The sequence below is a fragment of the Frigidibacter sp. MR17.14 genome (genome assembly GCF_037095735.1).
Lineage (GTDB): Bacteria > Pseudomonadota > Alphaproteobacteria > Rhodobacterales > Rhodobacteraceae > Frigidibacter.
This window is the reverse complement of record NZ_JBAWKD010000001.1, coordinates 984,198-1,004,429: the sequence shown is the minus strand read 5'-3', so window position 1 is coordinate 1,004,429 and position 20,232 is coordinate 984,198. Positions and strand designations below refer to the sequence as shown.

Below are 20,232 nucleotides of genomic sequence, written 5' to 3'. Positions count from 1 at the left end.
CGCAGCCCCCCCGACTCTGTTTACCTTAAGCGACCAAGCCCGCCACGCCGACCAGCGCCAGGAAGCCAGCCTTCTGTCCCTTGAGGCTCGGCCCCTCGGCCACGTCGATCCATTCCTCGAGACTGTGCGCCCGCCCGCCATCGCCGCCGGTGCCCACCGTCACCGCCGGGATGCCAAGGCTCATCGGGATGTTCGCGTCGGTCGACGAGGCCTTGTGCGTCACCTCGAAGCCCAGCGCCCGGATCGCCGCCTCGGCGGTGACCAGCAGCCGTGCCGCCGGATCGGTCGCCCCCGCAGGGCGGTTGCCCAGCGCGCGGAACGCGACGGTCACCGCCCCGGTCTTCGCCCGCGCCGTCTCGGCCGCCGCCGCCGCCTCGGCCAGCCCGTGCACCGCCGCGTCCAGCTTCGCCAGTTCCTCGGGCGAGACCGAGCGCAGGTCGATCTCGACGAAGGCCTCTTCCGGGATCGCGTTGATCGAGGTGCCGCCGCCGAAGGTCGCCGCCGAATAGGTGGTCAGCGGCACGGCCGGCACCTCGATCGCGGCCATGCCCGACAGGAAGGCGCCCAAGGCATAGCCCGGGTTCGCGGTGCCGAAGGCGTTCAGGCTGTGCCCGCCCGGGCCGCGGAAGGTCACCCGGTGACGCAGCGAGCCGACCGAGGTGGTCACGAGGTCCGCGGTATGGATGCCGTCGAAGCTGAAGAAGCCCTCGATCCGGTCCTTGTAGGCCCCCGCCGTGAACAGATGGCGGATGCCGCGCAGGTCACCCTTCCCTTCCTCGCCGACGTCGCCGACGAAGAGGATGTCCTGCGTGGTCTCGATGCCCGCCGCATCCAGCGCGCGGATGAAGGCCAGCAGGGTGGCAAGGCCGCGGGTGTCGTCGCCGACGCCGGGCGCGAACAGCTTGGTGCCCTCGCGGCGCACGGTCACGTCGGTGCCCTCGGGGAACACGGTGTCGAGATGTGCCGCGGCGACGATCAGCCCGCCGTTGCCACGACCGCGGCGCAGGCCGGTGACATTGCCCTCGGCGTCGATGCCGCAGTCCTCGAGCCCCAGCGCGCGGAACTTCTGAAGGTAGGCGGCGGCGCGCACCGCTTCCTTGAAGGGCGGGGCCGGGATCTCGGTCAGCTCGACGATTTCCTCGACGAAGCGGTCATGCCCGGCGTCGAGCGCCGCGAAGGCGGCCTGCAGGCGGGGATCGTCGAGAAGGGCTGCGACATCGGTCTGGGTCTGCACGGGAAGGATCCTTCGGGAGGGGGCGGCGACAAGCGGCGCGACCATGGCCCCGTTCGCCTCCGAGTGCAATTCCGCCTGCCGGTTGGCATCCGCCCGCGGCGGTGACTATATGGACGCGCAACACCAGCGGGACCTGATCTTGGCCATCCATCTTTACCAGAACGACCTGCCCGACGGGCTGGACCTCGGCCCGGTCGTGGCCATCGACACCGAGACGATGGGCCTCGACCCGCGCCGCGACCGGCTCTGCCTCGTTCAGATGTCGTCCGGCGATGGCGATGCGCATCTGGTGCAGATCGCCAAGGGCCAGACCTCTGCCCCGAACCTGGAACGGATGCTGGCCGATCCGAACGTGCTGAAGCTGTTCCACTTCGGGCGCTTCGACATCGCGGCGCTCTACAATGCCTTCGGCGTCACCACCGCCCCGGTCTGGTGCACCAAGATCGCCTCGCGGATGATCCGCACCTTCACGGACCGTCACGGGCTGAAATACCTGCTGGCGGAACTGGTCGGCGTCGACGTTTCGAAGCAGCAGCAGACCTCGGACTGGGGCGCGGTCGCGCTGACCGAGGCGCAGAAGGAATACGCGGCCTCGGACGTGCTCTACCTGCACCGGCTGAAGGCCGAGCTCGAGCTGCGGCTGATCCGCGAAGGCCGCCTGCCGCTCGCGCAGTCGTGCTTCGATTTCCTGCCGACCCGTTCCAAGCTCGACCTCATGGGCTGGGACGAGCCCAACGACATCTTCCATCACTGAGCCGCGCCCCATGTCGCCCACCGCCACCACCGATGACAGCGATACCTTCCTTGCGACCGCCCGCCGGGTGATCGGGATCGAGGCGCGCGCGCTGGACCTTCTGGGCGAAAGCCTTGACGAAAGCTTTGCCGCGGCACTGCGGCTGATCCTGAAGGCGCGCGGCCGCGTCGTCGTCTCGGGCATGGGCAAGTCGGGCCATGTCGGGCGCAAGATCGCGGCGACGCTCGCCTCGACCGGCACACCCGCGCAGTTCGTCCACCCGGCCGAGGCGAGCCATGGCGATCTTGGCATGGTCACGCCCGACGACGTGGCGCTGGTGCTGTCGAACTCGGGCGAGACGCCGGAACTGGCCGACATCATCGCCCATACCCGCCGCTTCGCGATCCCGCTGATCGGCGTCGCCTCGCGCGAGGGGTCGACCCTTCTGCGCCAGTCGGATGTGGCGCTGCTGCTGCCCAAGGCCGAAGAGGCCTGCGGCACCGGCGTGGTGCCGACCACCTCGACCACGATGACGCTCGCGCTGGGCGACGCGCTGGCCGTGGCGCTGATGGAGCACCGCCAGTTCACGCCCGAGGATTTCCGCACCTATCACCCCGGCGGCAAGCTGGGCGCGCGGCTGAGCCGGGTGGCGGACCTGATGCATCACGAGATGCCGCTCGTGCCCGAAAGCCAGCCGATGGGCGAGGTGCTGATCACCATGAGCCAGAGCGGCTTCGGCGCGGTGGGCGTCACCGACGCGACCGGGCGGCTGACCGGCGTCGTCACCGACGGCGACCTGCGGCGCCATCTCGACGGGCTTCTGTCGCACAGCGCCGCCGAGGTGATGACCCGCAACCCGCGCACCATCGCCCCCGGCGCGCTCGCCGAGGCGGCGGTGAAGGTGATGAACGAGTTCAAGATCACCTCGCTCTTCGCGGTCGAACCGGGCGGCGACGGCCGCCCGCTGGGCATCCTGCACATCCACGACTGCCTCAGGGCCGGGGTGGCCTGAGATGTCGCGCAGCTACGACAACGCCTATTCGCGGATCGTGGCACTTCTGAAACTGGTGCTGCCGCTGGCGGCGCTGGTCCTGCTGTCGACGCTGTTTCTGGTGTCGAAGAAGATCTCGCCCGAGGATGCGCTTCCCTACGCCGATGTGGACGTCGACGAGCTGACGCGCGAACAGCGGGTGACCGCGCCGCGCTATTCGACGCTGACCGACAACGGCTCGACCCTGACCTTCACCGCCCGCACCGCGCGCCCCGAGATCGGCACGCCGGGGCGGACGCTGGGCGAAGAGGTCAAGGCGGTGATGCAGGGCAAGGATGGCAAGACCACCGACGTGATCGCCGATCACGGCCGGATGGAACAGACCGAGGACCGGCTGTATCTCGACGGCAATGTCGTGGTCACCACCTCGGACGGGATGCAGCTGCGCAGCCAGAAGATCGACGTGACACTGGGCACCGGCGAGGCGGTCTCGCCGGGTCATGTCGAAGGCGATGCGCCTTTCGGGCATCTGACCGGCGGCTCGATGCATCTCTACGGTCCGCAGGACGCGCAGATGCTGGACTTCGCCGGCGGAGTGACCCTTGTATATCAGCCGAAGCGGGACGATACCGGCGGCACCCCTGAAGGGGCGGCCTCTCAGCCCCCCGCGCCCGTGAGTGACCAGCAAGGAGACAGCGGCCAATGATCGGCAAGTTCGCGATGTCCGGCACCCTCGCCTTCGCGCTTCTGCTGGCCGGCCCGGCACTCGCGCAGGACACGCAGGGCGGCACCCCCGTCACCATGTCGGGCCTGAAGCAGGATCCCGGCGAGCCGGTCGAGGTGACCTCGGATTCGCTGTCGGTCGACCAGACCGCGGGCACCGCCACCTTCACCGGCAATGTCGTCGTCATCCAGGGCACGATGCGGATGACCGCGCCGCGCGCGGTGGTCACCTACCTGCGCGATGCCGAGGGCAAGGCGATCAGCCAGATCGACCGGATCAACGCCTATGACGGGGTGGTCCTGACCACGCCGACCGAGGCCGCCGAGGGCCGCGAGGCGGTCTATCACCCCGAGACCGGCGAGGTGGTGATGACCACCGACGTGCTGCTGACCCAGGGGCCGAACTCGATCACCGGGCAGAAGCTGACCGTCGATCTCGACACCGGCACCGGGCTGATGTCGGGCGGCCGGGTGCGCTCGGTCTTCCAGAGCCAGCCGAAAGAGGGCGGCAACTGATGAGCCTGCCCGAGGTCCCGACCGAAGCCGCCGTCGCCGACGGGCTGCGCGTCCTGTCGCTGCGCAAGAGCTACCGCAAGCGCGTGGTGATCCGCGACGTGTCGATGGACCTGCGCCAGGGAGAGGTCGTGGCGCTTCTGGGCCCGAACGGCTCGGGCAAGACCACCTGCTTTTACAACATCGCCGGCCTGATCACCCCCGACAGCGGCCGGGTGACGATCGACGGGCGCGACGTGACCGGGCTGCCGATGTACCGCCGCGCGCGGCTGGGGATCGGCTATCTGCCGCAGGAAGTCTCGATCTTCCGCGGCCTGACCGTCGAGGACAACATCCTGGCCGTGCTCGAGCTGACGGTGGCCGACAGCCACAAGCGGCGCGAGCGGCTGGAAGAGCTGCTGTCGGAATTCTCGGTCACGCATCTGCGCCGCTCGCCGGCGCTGGCGCTGTCGGGGGGCGAGCGGCGGCGGGTCGAGATCGCGCGCTGCCTTGCGGCCGATCCGAAATACCTGCTGCTGGACGAACCCTTCGCCGGGGTCGACCCGATCGCGGTCGACGACATCCGCACGCTGGTCCATGGCCTGAAGTCGCGCGGGATCGGCGTGCTGATCACCGACCACAACGTGCGCGAGACGCTGGGCATCGTCGACCGGGCCTATATCCTGCATGACGGCGCGGTGCTGATGAGCGGCACCGCCGACGAGGTGGTGGCCGACGAGAACGTGCGCCGTGTCTACCTCGGCCAGAGCTTCTCGATCTGACGGCAGGCGCCCCGATCTGACGGCGCGCGCGCCGGCCGGTCCGGCCGCGTTTTCCTGATGGTTTGCGCAGACTGTTTCCGCCCCGGAACCGGCTCGCTCCGGCTCAAGCCGGGTCACTTCGGCGGCACGAAGTCGCCGACAGGCACGCGCGCCCTTGTCGCCCGCACCCTCGCGCCCCACGTCGATGGAAGGCGTTGACAGACGCCCGGATTTGGGAGCCAAATGGGGCAAAGGCCCCGAGTTTCGCTTCCTCTTCCGGGGGTCGCGCCCGGTCTCCGGCGCGTCCGGAAGCGGTTCCCCACCGCTTCTTCCCGGCCGATTTCGGAGCAGTCACTAACCGCGTCTAAACGGACGGCGACCTAGCCTTTCCGAAGACGCAAGACAGAAGGAGGAGCCATGCGCTATCAGATCAGCGGCAAGGGGATGGACGTGGGCGATGCCCTGCAGATCCACGTCAAATCCGAACTTGGCGAGACGTTGGAGAAGTATGCGGGACGTCCCACGGACGCCACCGTCGTCTTCTCGAAGGCGGCGTACGAGTATCACTGCGAGGCGACGGTGCACCTGTCGACCGGCCTGACCGCAGCCTCGACCGGCAAGTCGCCCGAAGTCTATGCCGCCTTCGAGGCCTGCCGCGAGAAGATGGACAAGCAGCTCCGCCGCTACAAGCGCCGGCTCAAGGACCACGGACGCTCGCGCCAGACCCCTGTTGAATTCGACGGGGCCGCTTCGTATATCCTCGCCGCAAGCGACGAAAGCGACGAGGCAGAAGCCGACGGTCTGGCACCGATCATCATCGCCGAGACGGAGACCAAGGTCCCCACGCTCTCGGTCGGCGAGGCGGTGATGCAGATGGAACTGAGCGCGGCACCGCTTCTGGTGTTCCGTAACGAGAAGAGCGGGCGGGTGAACGTCGTGCATCGTCGCGACGACGGGAACTTCGGCTGGATCGAACCGGCTGCCGCGAACTAGGAGCGCGCCTCAGGACGGGCGTGGAACAGCAAGGTCACATGGAACTCGCAACGCTGCTGAATCCCGGGGCCGTCAAGGCCGTGAGCCACGTCACGTCCAAGAAGCGTCTGTTTCAGGACCTGGGCGACATCGCCCAGGCCATCTACGGGCTGAACGCCTCGGACACGGTCGATGCGCTGCAGGAACGCGAGAGCCTCGGCCCGACCGGCGTGGGCCACGGCGTGGCCCTGCCCCATGCGCGGCTGCACGGGCTCGACCGCGTGGTGGGCATCTTCTTCAAGCTGGAAAAGCCGATGGACTTCGATGCCGTCGACCGCCAGCCGGTCGACCTGATCTTCGCGCTGCTCGCGCCGAAAAGCTCTGGCGTCGATCACCTGAAAGCGCTGGCGCTGGTGTCGCGCACGATGCGCGACGCGGCCGTCTGCGCCAAGCTGCGCGCGAATTCGGACACCGCGACGCTGCATGCGCTGCTGACCGAAGTGCGCGGGACCCAGGCTGCCTGACCGGCCGGGCCCTGCAGGACGACAGGCCCCCAGGACCTGATCCTGCGCATCCGGCGCCGGAGTTACTGATCCCCCTGTCGCGACAGGCCCCGCGCGTGGGCCTGAACTTGGCTACAGCGCCGCCACGCGCGGCGCGTAGCGCTCGGCGAAGCCGAAACCCTGATAGTCGCGCTGATAGGCCTCAGCCACCGCGGCCTCGATCTCGGGCGTGACGACCTCGGCCAGCGCGAAGGGCCGCTCGGGCGGTGTCGCGCGGAAGCGGGGCGCCGCGGGCAGCCCCACGCGCTCGGCGATCATCGCGAGATCCTGCGCCAGCGTCTCGTCGCGCGCCACGAGGTCGGGGAAGCAGAACTGCGCCTGCCCCTGCAGCACGGCGGTCTGGCTGGCCCAGGTGCCGTCGATGCGGATCGCGGTCTGCCCGGCGAGGTTCGCCTTCAGGAAGCGCACGAAGGCGAGGAAGGCGGCGCGGTGCTCGTCCAGCGTCATCTCGCCCACCCCGGCCACCGGTGGCAGCGGCAGCTTGTAATGGCGGATCAACTGCTCGCGGATCTCGGCATAGTCGCCGGTCAGCACATGCTCGCAGAAGGCGGCATGGGCGCGGGCGACGGGGTGGCTGAGGACGGTGAAGCTGCGGTGGCCCGGATGCTCTTTCTGCCATTGGCGCAGGGTCTTCTGGGTGAAGCCGCCCTGCAGCCCGCCGAAGCCCGCCAGCCAGTCGCTGACCGCCCGCACCGGCCCGCCCTTGATCGGCATGTAGAGCAGCGGCGCCCCGGTCGCGGCCACGAACTGCGGCACCCCCGGCCCCCGCCGCGGTTCGAAGTTCGGGGTCCGCGACAGGTTGAACCGGTCGAGCCGCGCCATCGCCCGCTCCATCGCCGGGAAATTGGCGACCTTGGCCTCCATCGGCTCTGGGTTCTGCTTCACGAGCCCGTCGGCCAGCTTTTCGACCCCCGCCTCGATCCCGAGGAAGCGGACGAGGCCGTCTAGCACGGCCACGTCCTGCAGATCCTCGTAATCGACCCAGAAGGCGGTCTGGCCGGTGATCTGCAGCCCGTGCTGGATGCGCAGCTGGAAGGCCTGCAGCTGGTCGAGGTGATCTTCGAACTCGGCCGCGTCGAAGTCGATCTGGCCGGTCTTCAGGTGCTTGGCGTCGCGCAGCTTCCACTGGCCGGTCTGCCGGGCGATCTGCAGGCTGACGAAGCTTTCCGCCGGGTTGCGGGTCAGCACCACCTTGGCGCAGCGGCGGTCGGCGATCAGCTCGTCCACCAGACGCGGCTCGTGGTCGTGGAAGAAGCGGAAGCCGTTCAGCCCGTCCGCCGCCCGCATCCGCGCCAGCAGCCGCCAGGGATCGGCGACGCGGTCGTCCAGGCTGACGCCCAACAGCTCCTTGCGGTCGGGGTAGCCCGGGAACTTCGGATTGAAGGCCTCGCCGTGGCAGGTCAGCCCCTGCACGGCGTTCAGGCTGGCCTCCAGCAGGTTGGAGCCGGTGCGCATCTCTGCGAAGATCACGAAACTGTCGAAACGGCTCATCTGGTCCTGTCCGGGGCTGTCATCTGACAAGGTAGGGGCGGCGGCCGCGCGGTGCCGCGACCCGCGGGTCGCCGTTCACCGGGAAGTCGCCCATCAGCGTGGGCTTCATGCCCTGGTTCTTCAGCTCCTGCAGGAACTGGCCGAAGCCCATGAGGTCGACCATGGCCGGCGGATCGGTCAGCCGGCGGGCCGAGCGGGGGCTGATCTCGTCGACGATGGTCTGCAGCGGCTCCATCGGGTTCTCGATGAAATCCGACATCGTCCAGATCCGCACCCGCGCCTTGGTGTACATCGAGCGGAGGATCGCCAGCTGCTCGGTCTCGATCCGCTGCAGCCGCGCGGCCTCGGCCCGGACCACCGGGAAGGGTTCGGGCGAGTGGAACAGCGGCACCGACCAGGCGCCGGTGATGACGCTGATCTGGGCATTGGCATCGGTCGAGAGAAACCAGTTGATGCCCTGCGTGTCGCGGGGACCGAACTGGAAGCACTGCCGCTCGCCCCGGCTGTTCCAGATCAGGTTGGTCAGGAAGGCCTGCGGGTTGTAGTCGCGCAGGGCAGCGCCATCGGTCAGCGCGCCGTTGAACACCGTCTCGCCGCCGGCGTATTCGACCCGTTCCGGCGCATAGAGATGGCCGTGGACGCGCCCGCCGCCGATGGCGCGGGCAAGCCAGGCGGGGAAGTCCTCGAACAGCTCTGCAAAGCCCTGGAAGACGGAATAGGGGGCCGAGGTCTTGCCGTTCTCGTGGTCGCGGCGGGGAAAGCGGCTTTGCATGTAAAGTCCGGGGCGGCCGCGCCCGCGCCGCTCGACCGCCTTCGAGAACAGCCGGTCGATCTTGCCCGGCTGCGGTTCGGCCCGCGGCGGCCCACCCTCCTGCGGTTCGAGGAAGGCGCGGTAGAGCCGGTCGGCGTTCGACCAGATCTTGCGGGCGACGAAGCAGTCCGAGCGGCGCAGAAGCTGCAGGTGATCGTCGTAGAAGATGTGCGGCTTGCCCTCGTAGTCGAACTTGAACAGCGTGAGCGAGCGGCTTTCGACATCCTGCGAATGCTGGCGCACGAGGGTCTGGAAATAGCTTTCATCCGGGATCCAGACCCGGCGGAAATAGCGGTCGATCGCCGGGCGCTCGGGGTCCTTCAGGATCGCCTCGAGCGTGCGGCGGGTCAGACACCACCACTGGCTGCCCAGATGCGGCACCAGCCCGGCGGGCACCCGGCGGCGGATCTTCAGGCCGCGCTGCAGCGCCACATAGCGGTCGAAAAGCCAGCGCTGCCGCTTCCACGAGAAGGGGAACCGCAGCGTGAACCGCTCGGCGTCGAGGCCGCCTTGCGTCCAGCCGACCTCGGCGGTGGTGACGCTTTCGATGAAGTCGGTGTGCGGGCGTTCGGCCAGGTAGGCGGCCAGTTCCTCGGCCGGGCGCAGCGGCAGGCAGGAGCCCGAGGCGAGGTAGACATGCCGCGCCTCGGGGTGGCGCTCCAGCAGCTGCTCGCAGGCGGCCTGGGTCGCGGCGACCAGCGAGAAGGTGCCCCATTCGCAGCGGAAGCGGCGCGAGAACGAGATCGCCGGGTATTCGGCCACCAGCCGCCTGAAGGCCGCGAAGGCGTTGTCGGACACGCGGGTATCGACATGGATCACCACGGGCGAGCCGGCGGCGGCCCAGAAGCGGGCCACCTGCGCCGCGCGGTCCAGCGCGGTATGGCACAGCATCACATAGCCGACCGTCACGCCCAGTTGCCCTTCGACATCAGCCCCAGGATCTCGAGCTGGCGCCAGTTGATGTATTTCTCGCTCCACTTGCACCACAGGTCGGGACTGTCGCGCAGCCCTTCCTCATAGGCGCGGTATTCCCGGCTGCCGGCATAGTGCTGGCCCCGTTCAAGCTCTTCGGTCACCTTCGCTGGCAGCGTCGACAGGAACTTGGCGTGCAGCAGGCAGCCCGAGGGCCGCTCGCCCCCCCATTCGTCGAAGACCGCGTTCAGCCCCCGGGGCAGCAGCATGTGGGTCGAGCTCATGTAGCAGTACGAGCGGTCCCATTTCACCAGCGGGATCTTGTTCAGCGAGGGCGCGGCATAGGGGTCGTCCGCGAACATCGTGCGGCTGCGCGGCCCGCCCTGGATCCAGAGGTTCCAGAAGGTGTGGTTCTTCGAGAAGGTGTAGTTGCCGGCATCGAACCAGCAGGCGATCTCCAGCGGGTTCTGCCCCTCGCGGTAGGGCTGCGCGTCGATCGGGCCCTTGGGATACATGTCCAGCAGCATTGCCGGGAAGGACCGGATCGCCATCGTGTCCAGCCAGTCGGTCAGCGCCGGCAGGGGTCTCGTGTCGCAGAACGGATAGACGAAGAACTCGTCGGGATCGACGGTCAGCGTCCAGTGCCGGTGGCCATAGCGCATCTGCAGCCAGTTCAGCCAGTCGACCCCGAAGCGCGAGCGCTTGTAGCTGGCCGTCGTCGACCAGAGCGAGACGTCCTTCTGCTCGACCAGGTATTCGCGGCTGCCGTCGTCCGACCCGTTATCGACGATCAGGAAATGGCGCACGCCAAGATCGCGGTAGTAGCGCAGGAAATAGGGCAGCCGCAGGCGTTCGTTGCGCAGCGTCGAGAACAGCAGGATGTCGTGCTTGCGGATCGCCAGCGTGCGGTCGGTGACAGAGGTCAGCTCTCTCCGGCGGCGGAAGGCGCGCCAGAGCCGCCGCTTGCGCAGCAGTCGCAGCCGATAGTTCTGCCAGGCCCCCAAACCGCCCCCGCGCGTGCTATCCCGGACAAGACCTAGGTCAGACAGGCTAAGACGGTGTTGAAATGCTCCGGCCATCCCGGCACCGGTTGCGGCGCCCTTGGCTGTCCGGGCCCTTCGGTCGCCTTCTGCGCCACGGCCTCGATCACTCTCGATCTCCATGCATACAGATCGCCTGCCGGGGCGTAAACGACCGAAGCCGTCGGGATTTCATCATAGACGGGCAGTGGCGCGGCGATCACGGGGCAGCCCAGCCGCGCGGCCTCGAAGACCGGCAGGCCGAAGCCCTCGGCCCGGCTGGGCATCAAGAGCGCGACCGCCCCCTGCAGCGCCGCGGCGACGCCGGCATCGGACAGATCGCCCGTCTCGATCACGCCGCGGGACGGGTCGCCCGCCGCGGCGTCGAGCCGCGCCAGCACCCCTGCGCCCTGCCAGCCGCGCCGGCCCGCGATCAGCAGCTGCGGCAGGCCGCCGGGGGGCGGATCGCCGCGCAGGCTGTCCCAGAGATCCAGCAGCAGCTCGTGATCCTTGCGCGGCTCGATGGTGCCCAGCGCCACGAAATAGGGCCGCGCGGGGTCGAGCGCGGACGGCAGCGCCGTGGGGTCGGGCGCGATGTCCTCGATCCCCAGCAGCGCCACGCGGACGGGGCGGGTCAGGCCATGGCGGTGCAGCGCGTCACGGGTCGCCGCGGAATTGGCGATCACCCGTTCGGCATGGCGGTTCGCGGCGGCGATCAAGGTCGACAGCTGGGTGACGGCATGCGGCTCTGACCATTCGGGATGGTCGAGCGGGATCGTGTCGTGCAGGAACACCGCCCGTTTCAGCCGCGGGACCCGGCCCAGCGCCGCCAGCCGCGGCGCCTCGGCATTCAGATGGCCGAGGTTCAGGTACCAGCCGCCCTGCGGCATCGCCCGGGCCACCGCTGGCGCGATCCGCCCGGCAGCGGCCCCCGCCAGCGCCAGTCGCGCCAGCCGGTGCCGGGCGATCCCGGCGGGGCCATGTCGGCGCGCGATCAGGCGCTCGACCAGACCTTCGGGCTGCGGCGGCTCGGCCACCCAGCCCAGCAGCACGGGCCCCGCCTCGCGCGGCAGAAGGACCTGCCGCCGCCCGCGGCCCATCAGCAGCCACAGGGGATCGGGGCGGGTCAGCAGGTGGTCGAGCCACAGCTTCTCGACCCGGTCGATGCCAGTCAGCACCGGACGACCGACGCGGCGGGCCAGCCGGGTCACGTCCAGCAGGCGCGCCATGGCCGGGGCGTTGGAAGAGGCGGCGCTGGAACTGGCTTCGGACACGCATCGCCCCCGCTGTTTCAGCGCGAGTGATGAAATGCGAAGGGGCCGCCTGTCAACGACAGGCAGCCCCCGAGGTCAGCAATCGGTTAATGGCTCACTCGGCCGCCTGGCGCATCGCGACGACGTCGTTCAGGAAGTCCGAGAATTCGGCCGCCAGGTCGGGGCGGGCAAGGCCGAAGGCCACGGTCGCCTGCAGGAATCCCGATTTCGAGCCGCAGTCGAAGCGCTGGCCGCGGAAGCGCAGGCCATAGACGTTGTCGCTGTTCACGATTTCCTGCGCGATCGCGTCGGTCAGCTGGATCTCGCCGCCGGCCCCGATCTTCTTCTGGTTCAGCGTGTCCATGATCTCGGGCTGCAGGATATAGCGGCCGATCACGGCGAGGTTCGAGGGCGCATCCTCTTTCTTGGGCTTCTCGACCATGCCCTTGGCCTTCACGAACGAGCCCATGTCCTCGGCCACATCCAGAACGCCGTAGGACGAGACCTTGTCCATCGGCACTTCCATCGTGGCGACGATGTTGCCGCCGGTTTCCTCGTAGGCTTCGACCATCTGCTGGAGGCAGGGCTTTTCGGCCGCGATCACGTCGTCGGGCAGCAGGACTGCGAAGGCCTCGTCATCCTGCAGCAGGCGGCGGGCGCACCAGACGGCGTGGCCAAGGCCCATGGCCTTCTGCTGGCGGACATAGGCGATCTGCCCCGAATCCATCGTGGTCTTGGCGAGGATCTCGAGCAGGTCCTTCTTGCCCTTGGCCTCAAGCTCGGCGTGGATCACCGGGGCCGCGTCGAAATAGTCCTCGAGCGCGGATTTCCCGCGCGAGGTGACGAAGATGAATTCCTCGATCCCGGCGGCGCGGGCCTCGTCGATCGCGTACTGGATCAGCGGGCGGTCGACGAGCGTCATGATCTCCTTCGGGATCGACTTCGTGGCCGGGAGGAACCGGGTTCCAAGACCGGCTACCGGGAAAATCGCCTTGGTGACTTTGCGCTTCATGATCCTACCTTGTCTCAATCCATATGCCGCAGTGCAGCGGGCGCTGGCACGGACTCTCGCCCAAGTCCCGTCGCGCCACAAGTGCCGCGCCACAGAGTAGCGTCAACTTGGCGACAATCCGGCGAAACCGCGCCCGGATGTCTTGGCAGCAGGGTCATCGCCGAAGCCGATCCGGGTCCACCGGCCGCAACAGCGCCACCTTTCGGGTCTCGTCATTCACCCTCAGGGCGAATCGGGTCGCAAGAAGTCTCGGTCCCTCGCGGAGGGACCAACCGCAGACCCCGCCGGTTTGTTCCCAGAAACCTTCCGGCAGGTAGCGCGACCAGTGCCAGCGCGCCGAGGGGCCGAAGAGGAACAGCGTGACGATCTCGCCCGCGGCAACGGCGTCGGCGGCCCGGCGGCGCAGGCTGCGCGCCTGCCAGGGGCGGCCGGCGATCACCCGCCCCGGGCGCGGCGGCAGCGGCACGGGGCAAAGCGCCCCGGCCGCGGGCAGAGGCTCCAGCGGCACCAGCGGCGCGAGCTTCCGCGCGGCCCCCTCGGCAAACCCCGCCCGCAGGCTGTCGAGCAGGCGCGGCACCGCCCCCGGTTCAAGATCGCCGCGCAGCATAAGCCGCAGCAGCTTCGCCCGTTCCTCGGCAATCAGCGCGTCGCGGCGGGCCGCGGTTTCGGCCAGGGTCGCGCCGTGGCGGCGCAGGGTGATCGCCGTGCTGGCGCCCACATCCGCAAGCGAAACGGGAACGCGCCGCGCGCTGCGCTGCCGGCTGCCGGCCTTGAAGTGATGCACCACCGCACCCGGCACCACCGCGCTCAGCGCCCCGCGCGCCGCCAGCCGCAGGTTCAGCTCCGTCTCGTCGAGGTAATAGGCCAGCTCAGGGTCGAATCCCCCCATCTCCAGCAGCGCCGTCCGGCGGTAGGCGCAGTTGACGCCCTTCACCTCGACCGCCCGGCCCGGCCGCGCCGGGTGCAGGCTGACGGCATCGGCTGGCACCTCCAGCGCCGCGGTCCGCGTCAGCCGATCGACGAGGCCCGCGCGCCACTGCCAGCCCAGCCCGTTGCGCGCCCGCACCCAGCCGCCCGCCACCATCACCGCGGGATCGGCGAAGGGCGCGCTCAGCCGGGCAAGCCAGCTTGGTTCGGGCACCGCGTCGTCGTCGAGGAAGGCCACGACCTCGCCGGCCGCGGCACGCAGGCCGAGGTTGCGCGCCTGCGAGATGTTCGGGATGTCGAAGTCCAGAACCTTGATCGGCAGGCCCAGCGCCCGCACCCCGGCCGCCGCCGCCGGATCGGCGACCACGACGATCTCTGCCTTAGGATGGGCCATCTGCAGCACGCCGGTCAGGCAGCGCTGCAGCGTGGGCGCACGGTGGCGCGAGACGATGATCAGGCTGGTTGCGGGAAGATCCGGCCCGGGGGCGGTCACGCCATCCCCATCTCGGCCATCATCGCCTCCAGCTTTGGCACGTCGCTGGGGTTGTTCAGCTCCCAGAACTGCCGGCCGCGGGCCTCGACCTCGACGCAGGAGACGGCGCGGCCGTTCTCGAGGAAGCGCAGTTGCTCGAGCCCTTCCAGCGTCTCGAGCGGGCCCACGTCCCAGCCGGGATAGGCCGCCAGCGCCGCCGGGCGATAGGCGTAGACGCCGACATGGTGGAAGACCGGCGTCGGCTCGGCATCGCCATAGGGCGTGCCGGTGTAGGGGATCACTTCCTTCGAGAAGTAGAGCGCCCGGCGCCCGGCCCCGAAGACCGCGGTGGTGCCGCCGACGCGGCCGTTGCGGCGGTCCTCGATCAGGCTGGCCAGCATCGCGCCCTCGCAGCGCAGCACCGGGGTCGCGATCTCAGCGCCGGGATCGGCGCGCAGGCCCGCGATCAGGTCTTCAACGAACCAGGGCGGGGTCAGCGGCGCGTCGCCCTGCAGGTTCACCACGATCTCGAAGCCGCCTCCCAGCACCTCATGCGCCTCGGCGCAGCGCTCGGTGCCGTTGCGGCAGGCTTCCGAGGTCATCACCACCTCGGCGCCCAGCGCCTCGGCATGGTCGCGGATCCGCGCGTCATCGGTCGCGACCACGACGCGGTCGACGCCGCGCACCTCGGTCGCCGCGCGCCAGCTGCGCTCGATCAGCGTGCGGGCCACGCCGTCGGCGCCGCGCAGCGCGACCAGCGGCTTGCCCGGATAGCGGCTGGAGGCATAGCGCGCGGGCACGACGATCAGGGTGCCGGTCTTGGCGGTCATGGCAGGATCTCAGGCTTTCGAGAGCAGGACGCCCGGGGCATAGGCGATGAAGAACGGGTTTTCGAAACCGGGCTTGCCGTAGGCCAGCGGCTGGTGGGTGTCGAAGGTCACCACCTCGCCGCCCGCACCGCGCAGCACCGCGTCGCCCGCGGCGGTGTCCCATTCCATCGTCCGCCCGAGGCGGGGATAGAGATCGGCCTCGCCGGTCGCGACGAGGCAGAACTTCAGCGAGGACCCGGCCGAGGTCATGTCGCGCACCGCGTAGCCCGCGATGTAGTCGTCGGTGGCCGCGTCGCGGTGCGACTTCGAGGCGACGACCATCAGCCCGCGGTTGTCGGGGGTCGAGACGGCGATCGGCGCCAGCTCGCCCGGCGCGTCCTTCAGAAAGGCGCCCTTCTCCTCGACCGCGCGGCCGTCGGCCAGCGTGTAGAACAGCCGACCCTTGGCGGGGGCATAGACGACGCCGCGCAGGGGCACGCCCTTTTCGACATAGGCGATGTTCACGGTGAAGTCGCCGCGGCGCTGCACGAACTCCTTCGTCCCGTCCAGCGGATCGACGATCAGGAAGGTGTCGCCCTCGACCGCGTGGCTCGCGGCTTGCTCCTCGGTCACCAGCGCGACGCCGGGAAAGGCCTCGGCCAGCCCGGCCGAGATCAGCGCGTCCGCGGCCTCGTCGGCCTCGGTCACCGGGCTCGCGTCGGACTTGGCCTTCACCTCGAAATCGGGCGCGGCGTAGATCTCCATGATCCGGTCGCCGGCCTCGAGGGCGAGCCTGCGCATGACGATGGTCAGCCGGTCGAGATCCAAGTGCCTTCTCCCTGTCGGTCCGCACCGGCACCCGGAGGCGCGCGGTTGTGAAAATCCGTTGCCCCCCTTATGCTGGCCACCAGCGGGAACGGCAAGGTTTTCGGAAGAAAGATCGCCCGCAACGGCCCGTTAACGGCCGTGGCCGATGCCTGGGGGCAGGTCGAGGCGCCTCGCGCGGTGCAGGATGCACGCGGGGCAGACAGGGGATTGCGGGCATGTTCTACGCGCCACGCCGCACCGGAACGCTGGCCACCGCGCTGTCGGTGGGCGAGCTGATCTTCCATTCGACGGTCCGCGCGATCCGCAAGGGGCATGGCAACGCGGTCTACGGCCTGCTGATGAACGTGCTGCAGACGGCGGCGCTGCTACTGGTCTTCTACCTGCTGATGACGATGATGCGGATGCGCGGCTCGGCGATCCGGGGCGATTACTTCGTCTACATGATGACCGGCATCGCGACCTTCATGGCCCATACCAAGGCGATGTCGGCGGTGGCGCAGTCGGGCTCGTCGACCTCGCAGATGCAGATGCACGGGCCGATGACCACCGCGGTCGCGATCATCTCGGCGGCGCTGGCCTCGCTCTACCTGCAGGTGCTGACGATGGCGGTGCTGCTGTATGGCTATCACGTGCTGTTCGCGCCCGAGCCGCTGGAATTCGAATACCCGGTCGCGGCGATGGCGATGGTGTTCCTGGGCTGGCTCTACGGGATCGCGCTGGGGTTGGTGCTGCTGGGGCTCAGGCCTTGGTCGCCGGCCGCGACCAACATCATCCAGGCGCTCTATTCCCGCGCCAGCATGATCGCCTCGGGCAAGATGGTGGTCGCGAATTCACTGTCCTGGTCGATGCTGAAGTTCTTCGAGTGGAACCCGCTCTTCCACATCATCGACCAGCTGCGCGGCTTCGTCTTCGTCAATTACAACCCGTTCCACACGAACTGGCAGTACCCGCTGATCGTCACCCCCATCGTCATGCTGATCGGGCTGATGGGCGAATTCTATACCCGCCGCCGCGCCTCGCTGAGCTGGAGTGCCAAATGACCGCCACCCCCACCGTCAACATCACCCGCCCGATGCCCGCGCCCCGCGCCCGCGTCTTCCGCGCCTTCACCACGGCCGAGGACCTGCGCGGCTGGTTCGCCCCCTTTCCCTTCACCGCCCCCGAGGCGAAGGTCGACCCGCGCGAGGGCGGCGCCTTCGAGGTCTGCATGGCCGCCCCCGACGGCACCCGGTTCTGGACCCGCGGCACCATCGCCTCGATCGTTGCGGACAGTGCGCTGACGCTGGACCTCGCCGCGCATGATGCCGCCGGCAAGAAGCTGTTCGGTGCGCTGACGACGGCGGTGTTCAGCGAGGCGCCGATGGGCTCGATGCTGACGGTGACCCAAAGTTACACGCCCGAGCCCGATTGCCCGCCCGCAGTCTTCGCCGGGGCCGAGATCGGCTGGCAGACGGTGCTGACCCAGCTGACCGCGCTGGTGATGCGCGGCTAGTCCACCACCCGCAGCGTCAGGTTGATCCGCCCGCCCTTTGGCAGCAGCGGGGACGAGCCGAACTCGACCCGGTCGATGCCGTGGAAGGCGAGCCGCGCGGTGCCGCCCATCAGCAGCATGTCGCCCGAGTTGAGCCAGAGGCTTTCGGTCGGCCCGCCGCGCTCGGTCCCGCCGATGCGGAACCGCGCCCGGTCGCCAAGGCTGATCGACAGCACCGGCCAGGCGAAATCCGCCTCGTCCCGATCCTGGTGCAGGCCCATCTTCGCGCCCTCGCCGTAGAAGTTCAGCAGGCAGCAGTCCGGGTCGCGGGTCAGCCCCGTGGCCGCGCGCCACAGCGCCAGCACCCGGGCCGGGATCGGCGGCCAGACGCCGCCGGCGGGATGGTGCGTCTCGTAGCGGTAGCCGCGCCGGTCGCTGACCCAGCCGTAACGCCCGGCCGAGGTCATCCGCACGCTCATCCTCTGCCCGTAGCGCGTCTCGGGCGAGAACAGCGGCGCCGCCGCGATCACGCCCCGCAGATCCTCGACCAGCGCCAGCTGCGCGGGCAGGTCCAGCGCCTGCTCATACAGGTGAAAGCCCCGGATCTGCTGCGGTGCGGGCAGGCCGGGACGCCCGTCCTCATTCTGCATCTTTCCCCCCTTCGCGCCCCCCTTGCGACGCTTGCAGCCCCAAAACGCCCTCCCTATATACGTCCGGACACCGGAACCGGGTTCCCCGGCCACCGGATCGCGCAATCATACCCTGGGATAGGAAAGCAGGGGCCGCGCATCGGGCCTGCGTTCCATTACATCGCCTAAGAAGAGGAAGACCTATGGCCAAAGTTATCGGCATCGACCTCGGGACCACGAACTCCTGCGTCGCCATCATGGATGGGTCGCAGCCGCGCGTCATCGAGAACTCCGAAGGTGCCCGCACCACGCCCTCGATCGTGGGCTTCACCGACAGCGAACGCCTCGTCGGCCAGGCCGCCAAGCGCCAGGCCGTGACCAACCCGACCAACACCATCTTCGCCGTGAAGCGCCTCATCGGCCGCCGGGTGACGGATGCGGAGGTCGAGAAGGACCGCAAGCTCGTTCCGTACAACATCGTCGACGGTGGCAATGGCGACGCCTGGGTGGAAACCCGTGGCGAGAAGTTCAGCCCCGCGCAGGTCTCGGCCATGATCCTTCAGAAGATGAAGGAAACCGCCGAATCGTACTTGGGCGAGACCGTGACCCAGGCCGTGATCACCGTTCCGGCCTATTTCAACGACGCCCAGCGTCAGGCGACCAAGGACGCCGGCAAGATCGCCGGTCTCGAGGTGCTGCGCATCATCAACGAACCGACCGCGGCGGCGCTCGCCTATGGTCTGGACAAGAAGGAAACCCGCACGATCGCGGTCTATGACCTTGGCGGCGGCACCTTCGACATCACGATCCTGGAAATCGACGACGGCCTGTTCGAAGTGAAATCGACCAACGGGGACACGTTCCTTGGCGGCGAAGACTTCGACATGCGGATCGTCAACTACCTGGCGGACGAGTTCAAGAAAGAGCACGGCGTCGATCTGACCAAGGACAAGATGGCCCTTCAGCGCCTGAAGGAAGCCGCCGAGAAGGCGAAGATCGAGCTTTCGTCCAGCCAGCAGACCGAGATCAACCAGCCGTTCATCTCGATGGACATGAAGTCCGGCACGCCGCTGCACATGGTCATGAAGCTGACCCGCTCGAAGCTCGAGCAGCTGGTGGCCGACCTGATCAAGAAGTCGCTGAAGCCCTGCGCCGACGCGCTGAAGGATGCCGGCGTCTCGAAGGGCGACATCGACGAGGTCGTTCTGGTCGGCGGCATGACCCGCATGCCGAAGGTCGTGGAAGCGGTGACCGAGTTCTTCGGGAAAGAGCCCCACAAGGGCGTGAACCCCGATGAGGTCGTGGCGCTGGGTGCCGCGATCCAGGCCGGCGTGCTGCAGGGCGACGTGAAGGACGTTGTTCTTCTCGACGTGACCCCGCTGTCGCTGGGGATCGAGACGCTGGGTGGCGTGTTCACCCGCCTGATCGACCGCAACACCACGATCCCGACCAAGAAGTCGCAGATCTTCTCCACGGCCGAAGACAACCAGAACGCCGTGACGATCCGCGTCTTCCAGGGCGAGCGCGAGATGGCCGCGGACAACAAGCTGCTTGGCCAGTTCAACCTCGAGGACATCCCGCCGGCCCCGCGCGGCATGCCGCAGATCGAGGTGACCTTCGACATCGACGCGAACGGCATCGTCTCCGTTTCGGCGAAGGACAAGGGCACCGGCAAGTCGCAGAACATCACGATCCAGGCGTCGGGCGGCCTGTCCGATGACGAGATCGACAAGATGGTCCGCGACGCCGAGGCGAATGCCGAGGCCGACAAGAAGCGCCGCGAGGTCGTCGAGGCGAAGAACCAGGGCGAAAGCCTGCTGCATTCGACCCGCAAGTCGCTGGAAGAGCATGGCGACAAGGTCGACGGCTCGACCGTCGAGGCGATCGAGTTCGCGATGAACCCGCTGGAAGAGGCGCTGAAAGGCGACGACGCCGGCAAGATCAAGGGCGCGATGCAGAACCTCACCGAGGCCGCGATGAAGCTTGGCGAGGCCATCTACAAGGCCCAGCAGGCCGAAGGCGGCAAGGCTTCGGACGATGACGAGGATGGCCCCCGGTCGGCTGACGACGACATCGTCGACGCCGATTTCGAGGATCTGGGCGAGGAAAAGCGCCGCTGAAGCGGCGCG

The 20,232-nt window shown here is 68.7% G+C and carries 20 protein-coding genes; 10 read left to right on the top strand and 10 right to left on the bottom strand.

The window, feature by feature from the left end:
- Positions 1-25: 25 nt before the first annotated feature.
- The gene (locus V8J36_RS04725; RefSeq protein WP_336466086.1) at positions 26-1,234 is read right to left on the bottom strand and encodes a M20/M25/M40 family metallo-hydrolase; all 1,209 of its coding nucleotides are present in this window, start codon (positions 1,232-1,234) and stop codon (positions 26-28) included.
- Positions 1,235-1,373: 139 nt separating this feature from the next.
- Here V8J36_RS04725 and V8J36_RS04720 point away from each other — a divergent pair, with 139 nt between their 5' ends.
- From V8J36_RS04720 to V8J36_RS04690, 7 genes are all read left to right on the top strand, one after another.
- A complete protein-coding gene (locus tag V8J36_RS04720; RefSeq protein ID WP_336466085.1) occupies positions 1,374-1,988 on the top strand; it encodes a ribonuclease D in 615 nt (204 codons plus the stop codon).
- A gap of 10 nt (positions 1,989-1,998) precedes the next feature.
- The gene (locus V8J36_RS04715; protein WP_336466084.1) at positions 1,999-2,979 is read left to right on the top strand and encodes a KpsF/GutQ family sugar-phosphate isomerase; all 981 of its coding nucleotides are present in this window, start codon (positions 1,999-2,001) and stop codon (positions 2,977-2,979) included.
- Between the two features lies 1 nt (position 2,980).
- The gene (gene lptC / locus V8J36_RS04710; protein WP_336466083.1) at positions 2,981-3,664 is read left to right on the top strand and encodes an LPS export ABC transporter periplasmic protein LptC; all 684 of its coding nucleotides are present in this window, start codon (positions 2,981-2,983) and stop codon (positions 3,662-3,664) included.
- Positions 3,661-4,197, top strand: coding sequence for an LptA/OstA family protein (locus tag V8J36_RS04705; protein WP_336466082.1), 537 nt, complete (start codon positions 3,661-3,663; stop codon positions 4,195-4,197). The genes lptC and V8J36_RS04705 overlap by 4 nt, the downstream gene beginning before the upstream one ends.
- The gene (lptB, locus tag V8J36_RS04700) at positions 4,197-4,955 is read left to right on the top strand and encodes an LPS export ABC transporter ATP-binding protein (protein WP_336466081.1); all 759 of its coding nucleotides are present in this window, start codon (positions 4,197-4,199) and stop codon (positions 4,953-4,955) included. Before V8J36_RS04705 ends, lptB begins: the two co-directional genes overlap by 1 nt.
- Positions 4,956-5,351: 396 nt before the next feature.
- Positions 5,352-5,927 (top strand): ribosome hibernation-promoting factor, HPF/YfiA family, encoded by a 576-nt coding sequence (gene hpf, locus V8J36_RS04695; protein ID WP_336466080.1) that lies wholly within the window; start codon positions 5,352-5,354, stop codon positions 5,925-5,927.
- 38 nt (positions 5,928-5,965) lie between these two features.
- A complete protein-coding gene (locus tag V8J36_RS04690) occupies positions 5,966-6,430 on the top strand; it encodes a PTS sugar transporter subunit IIA (RefSeq protein ID WP_336466079.1) in 465 nt (154 codons plus the stop codon).
- Between the two features lie 111 nt (positions 6,431-6,541).
- Here the strand turns inward: V8J36_RS04690 and V8J36_RS04685 are convergent, their stop codons facing one another.
- The 8 genes from V8J36_RS04685 to cysQ all read right to left on the bottom strand — a co-directional run bounded on the left by V8J36_RS04685 (position 6,542) and on the right by cysQ (position 16,003).
- The gene (locus tag V8J36_RS04685; protein WP_336466078.1) at positions 6,542-7,960 is read right to left on the bottom strand and encodes a sulfotransferase family 2 domain-containing protein; all 1,419 of its coding nucleotides are present in this window, start codon (positions 7,958-7,960) and stop codon (positions 6,542-6,544) included.
- Positions 7,961-7,979: 19 nt separating this feature from the next.
- Positions 7,980-9,680 carry a DUF5927 domain-containing protein gene (locus V8J36_RS04680; RefSeq protein WP_336466077.1) on the bottom strand — a complete coding sequence of 567 codons (1,701 nt, stop codon included), beginning with the start codon at positions 9,678-9,680 and terminating at the stop codon, positions 7,980-7,982.
- Complete coding sequence (locus V8J36_RS04675) at positions 9,677-10,687, bottom strand: glycosyltransferase family 2 protein (RefSeq protein ID WP_336466076.1); 1,011 nt, start codon at positions 10,685-10,687, stop codon at positions 9,677-9,679. The genes V8J36_RS04680 and V8J36_RS04675 overlap by 4 nt, the downstream gene beginning before the upstream one ends.
- Positions 10,688-10,719: 32 nt before the next feature.
- The gene (locus V8J36_RS04670) at positions 10,720-11,931 is read right to left on the bottom strand and encodes a glycosyltransferase (protein ID WP_336466075.1); all 1,212 of its coding nucleotides are present in this window, start codon (positions 11,929-11,931) and stop codon (positions 10,720-10,722) included.
- Positions 11,932-12,070: 139 nt separating this feature from the next.
- A complete protein-coding gene (galU, locus tag V8J36_RS04665) occupies positions 12,071-12,967 on the bottom strand; it encodes a UTP--glucose-1-phosphate uridylyltransferase GalU (protein ID WP_336466074.1) in 897 nt (298 codons plus the stop codon).
- A gap of 154 nt (positions 12,968-13,121) precedes the next feature.
- Positions 13,122-14,387 carry a glycosyltransferase family 2 protein gene (locus V8J36_RS04660; RefSeq protein WP_336466073.1) on the bottom strand — a complete coding sequence of 422 codons (1,266 nt, stop codon included), beginning with the start codon at positions 14,385-14,387 and terminating at the stop codon, positions 13,122-13,124.
- Positions 14,384-15,196 carry a 3-deoxy-manno-octulosonate cytidylyltransferase gene (locus V8J36_RS04655; protein ID WP_336466072.1) on the bottom strand — a complete coding sequence of 271 codons (813 nt, stop codon included), beginning with the start codon at positions 15,194-15,196 and terminating at the stop codon, positions 14,384-14,386. The genes V8J36_RS04660 and V8J36_RS04655 overlap by 4 nt, the downstream gene beginning before the upstream one ends.
- 9 nt (positions 15,197-15,205) lie before the next feature.
- A complete protein-coding gene (gene cysQ, locus V8J36_RS04650) occupies positions 15,206-16,003 on the bottom strand; it encodes a 3'(2'),5'-bisphosphate nucleotidase CysQ (RefSeq protein WP_336466071.1) in 798 nt (265 codons plus the stop codon).
- Positions 16,004-16,218: 215 nt separating this feature from the next.
- Here cysQ and V8J36_RS04645 point away from each other — a divergent pair, with 215 nt between their 5' ends.
- Together V8J36_RS04645 and V8J36_RS04640 are read left to right on the top strand one after the other, a co-directional pair.
- Entirely contained in the window at positions 16,219-17,043 is an 825-nt protein-coding gene (locus tag V8J36_RS04645; RefSeq protein ID WP_336466070.1) for an ABC transporter permease, read from the top strand.
- Positions 17,040-17,495 carry an SRPBCC family protein gene (locus V8J36_RS04640; protein ID WP_336466069.1) on the top strand — a complete coding sequence of 152 codons (456 nt, stop codon included), beginning with the start codon at positions 17,040-17,042 and terminating at the stop codon, positions 17,493-17,495. Before V8J36_RS04645 ends, V8J36_RS04640 begins: the two co-directional genes overlap by 4 nt.
- Here the strand turns inward: V8J36_RS04640 and V8J36_RS04635 are convergent.
- On the bottom strand, positions 17,492-18,124 hold the full coding sequence (locus V8J36_RS04635; protein ID WP_336466068.1) for an alpha-ketoglutarate-dependent dioxygenase AlkB family protein: 633 nt from the start codon (positions 18,122-18,124) through the stop codon (positions 17,492-17,494). The genes V8J36_RS04640 and V8J36_RS04635 overlap by 4 nt on opposite strands.
- Positions 18,125-18,306: 182 nt before the next feature.
- On the opposite strand from V8J36_RS04635, the gene dnaK reads away from it, so the two are divergent.
- Entirely contained in the window at positions 18,307-20,223 is a 1,917-nt protein-coding gene (gene dnaK / locus V8J36_RS04630) for a molecular chaperone DnaK (RefSeq protein WP_336466067.1), read from the top strand.
- Positions 20,224-20,232 lie beyond the last annotated feature (9 nt).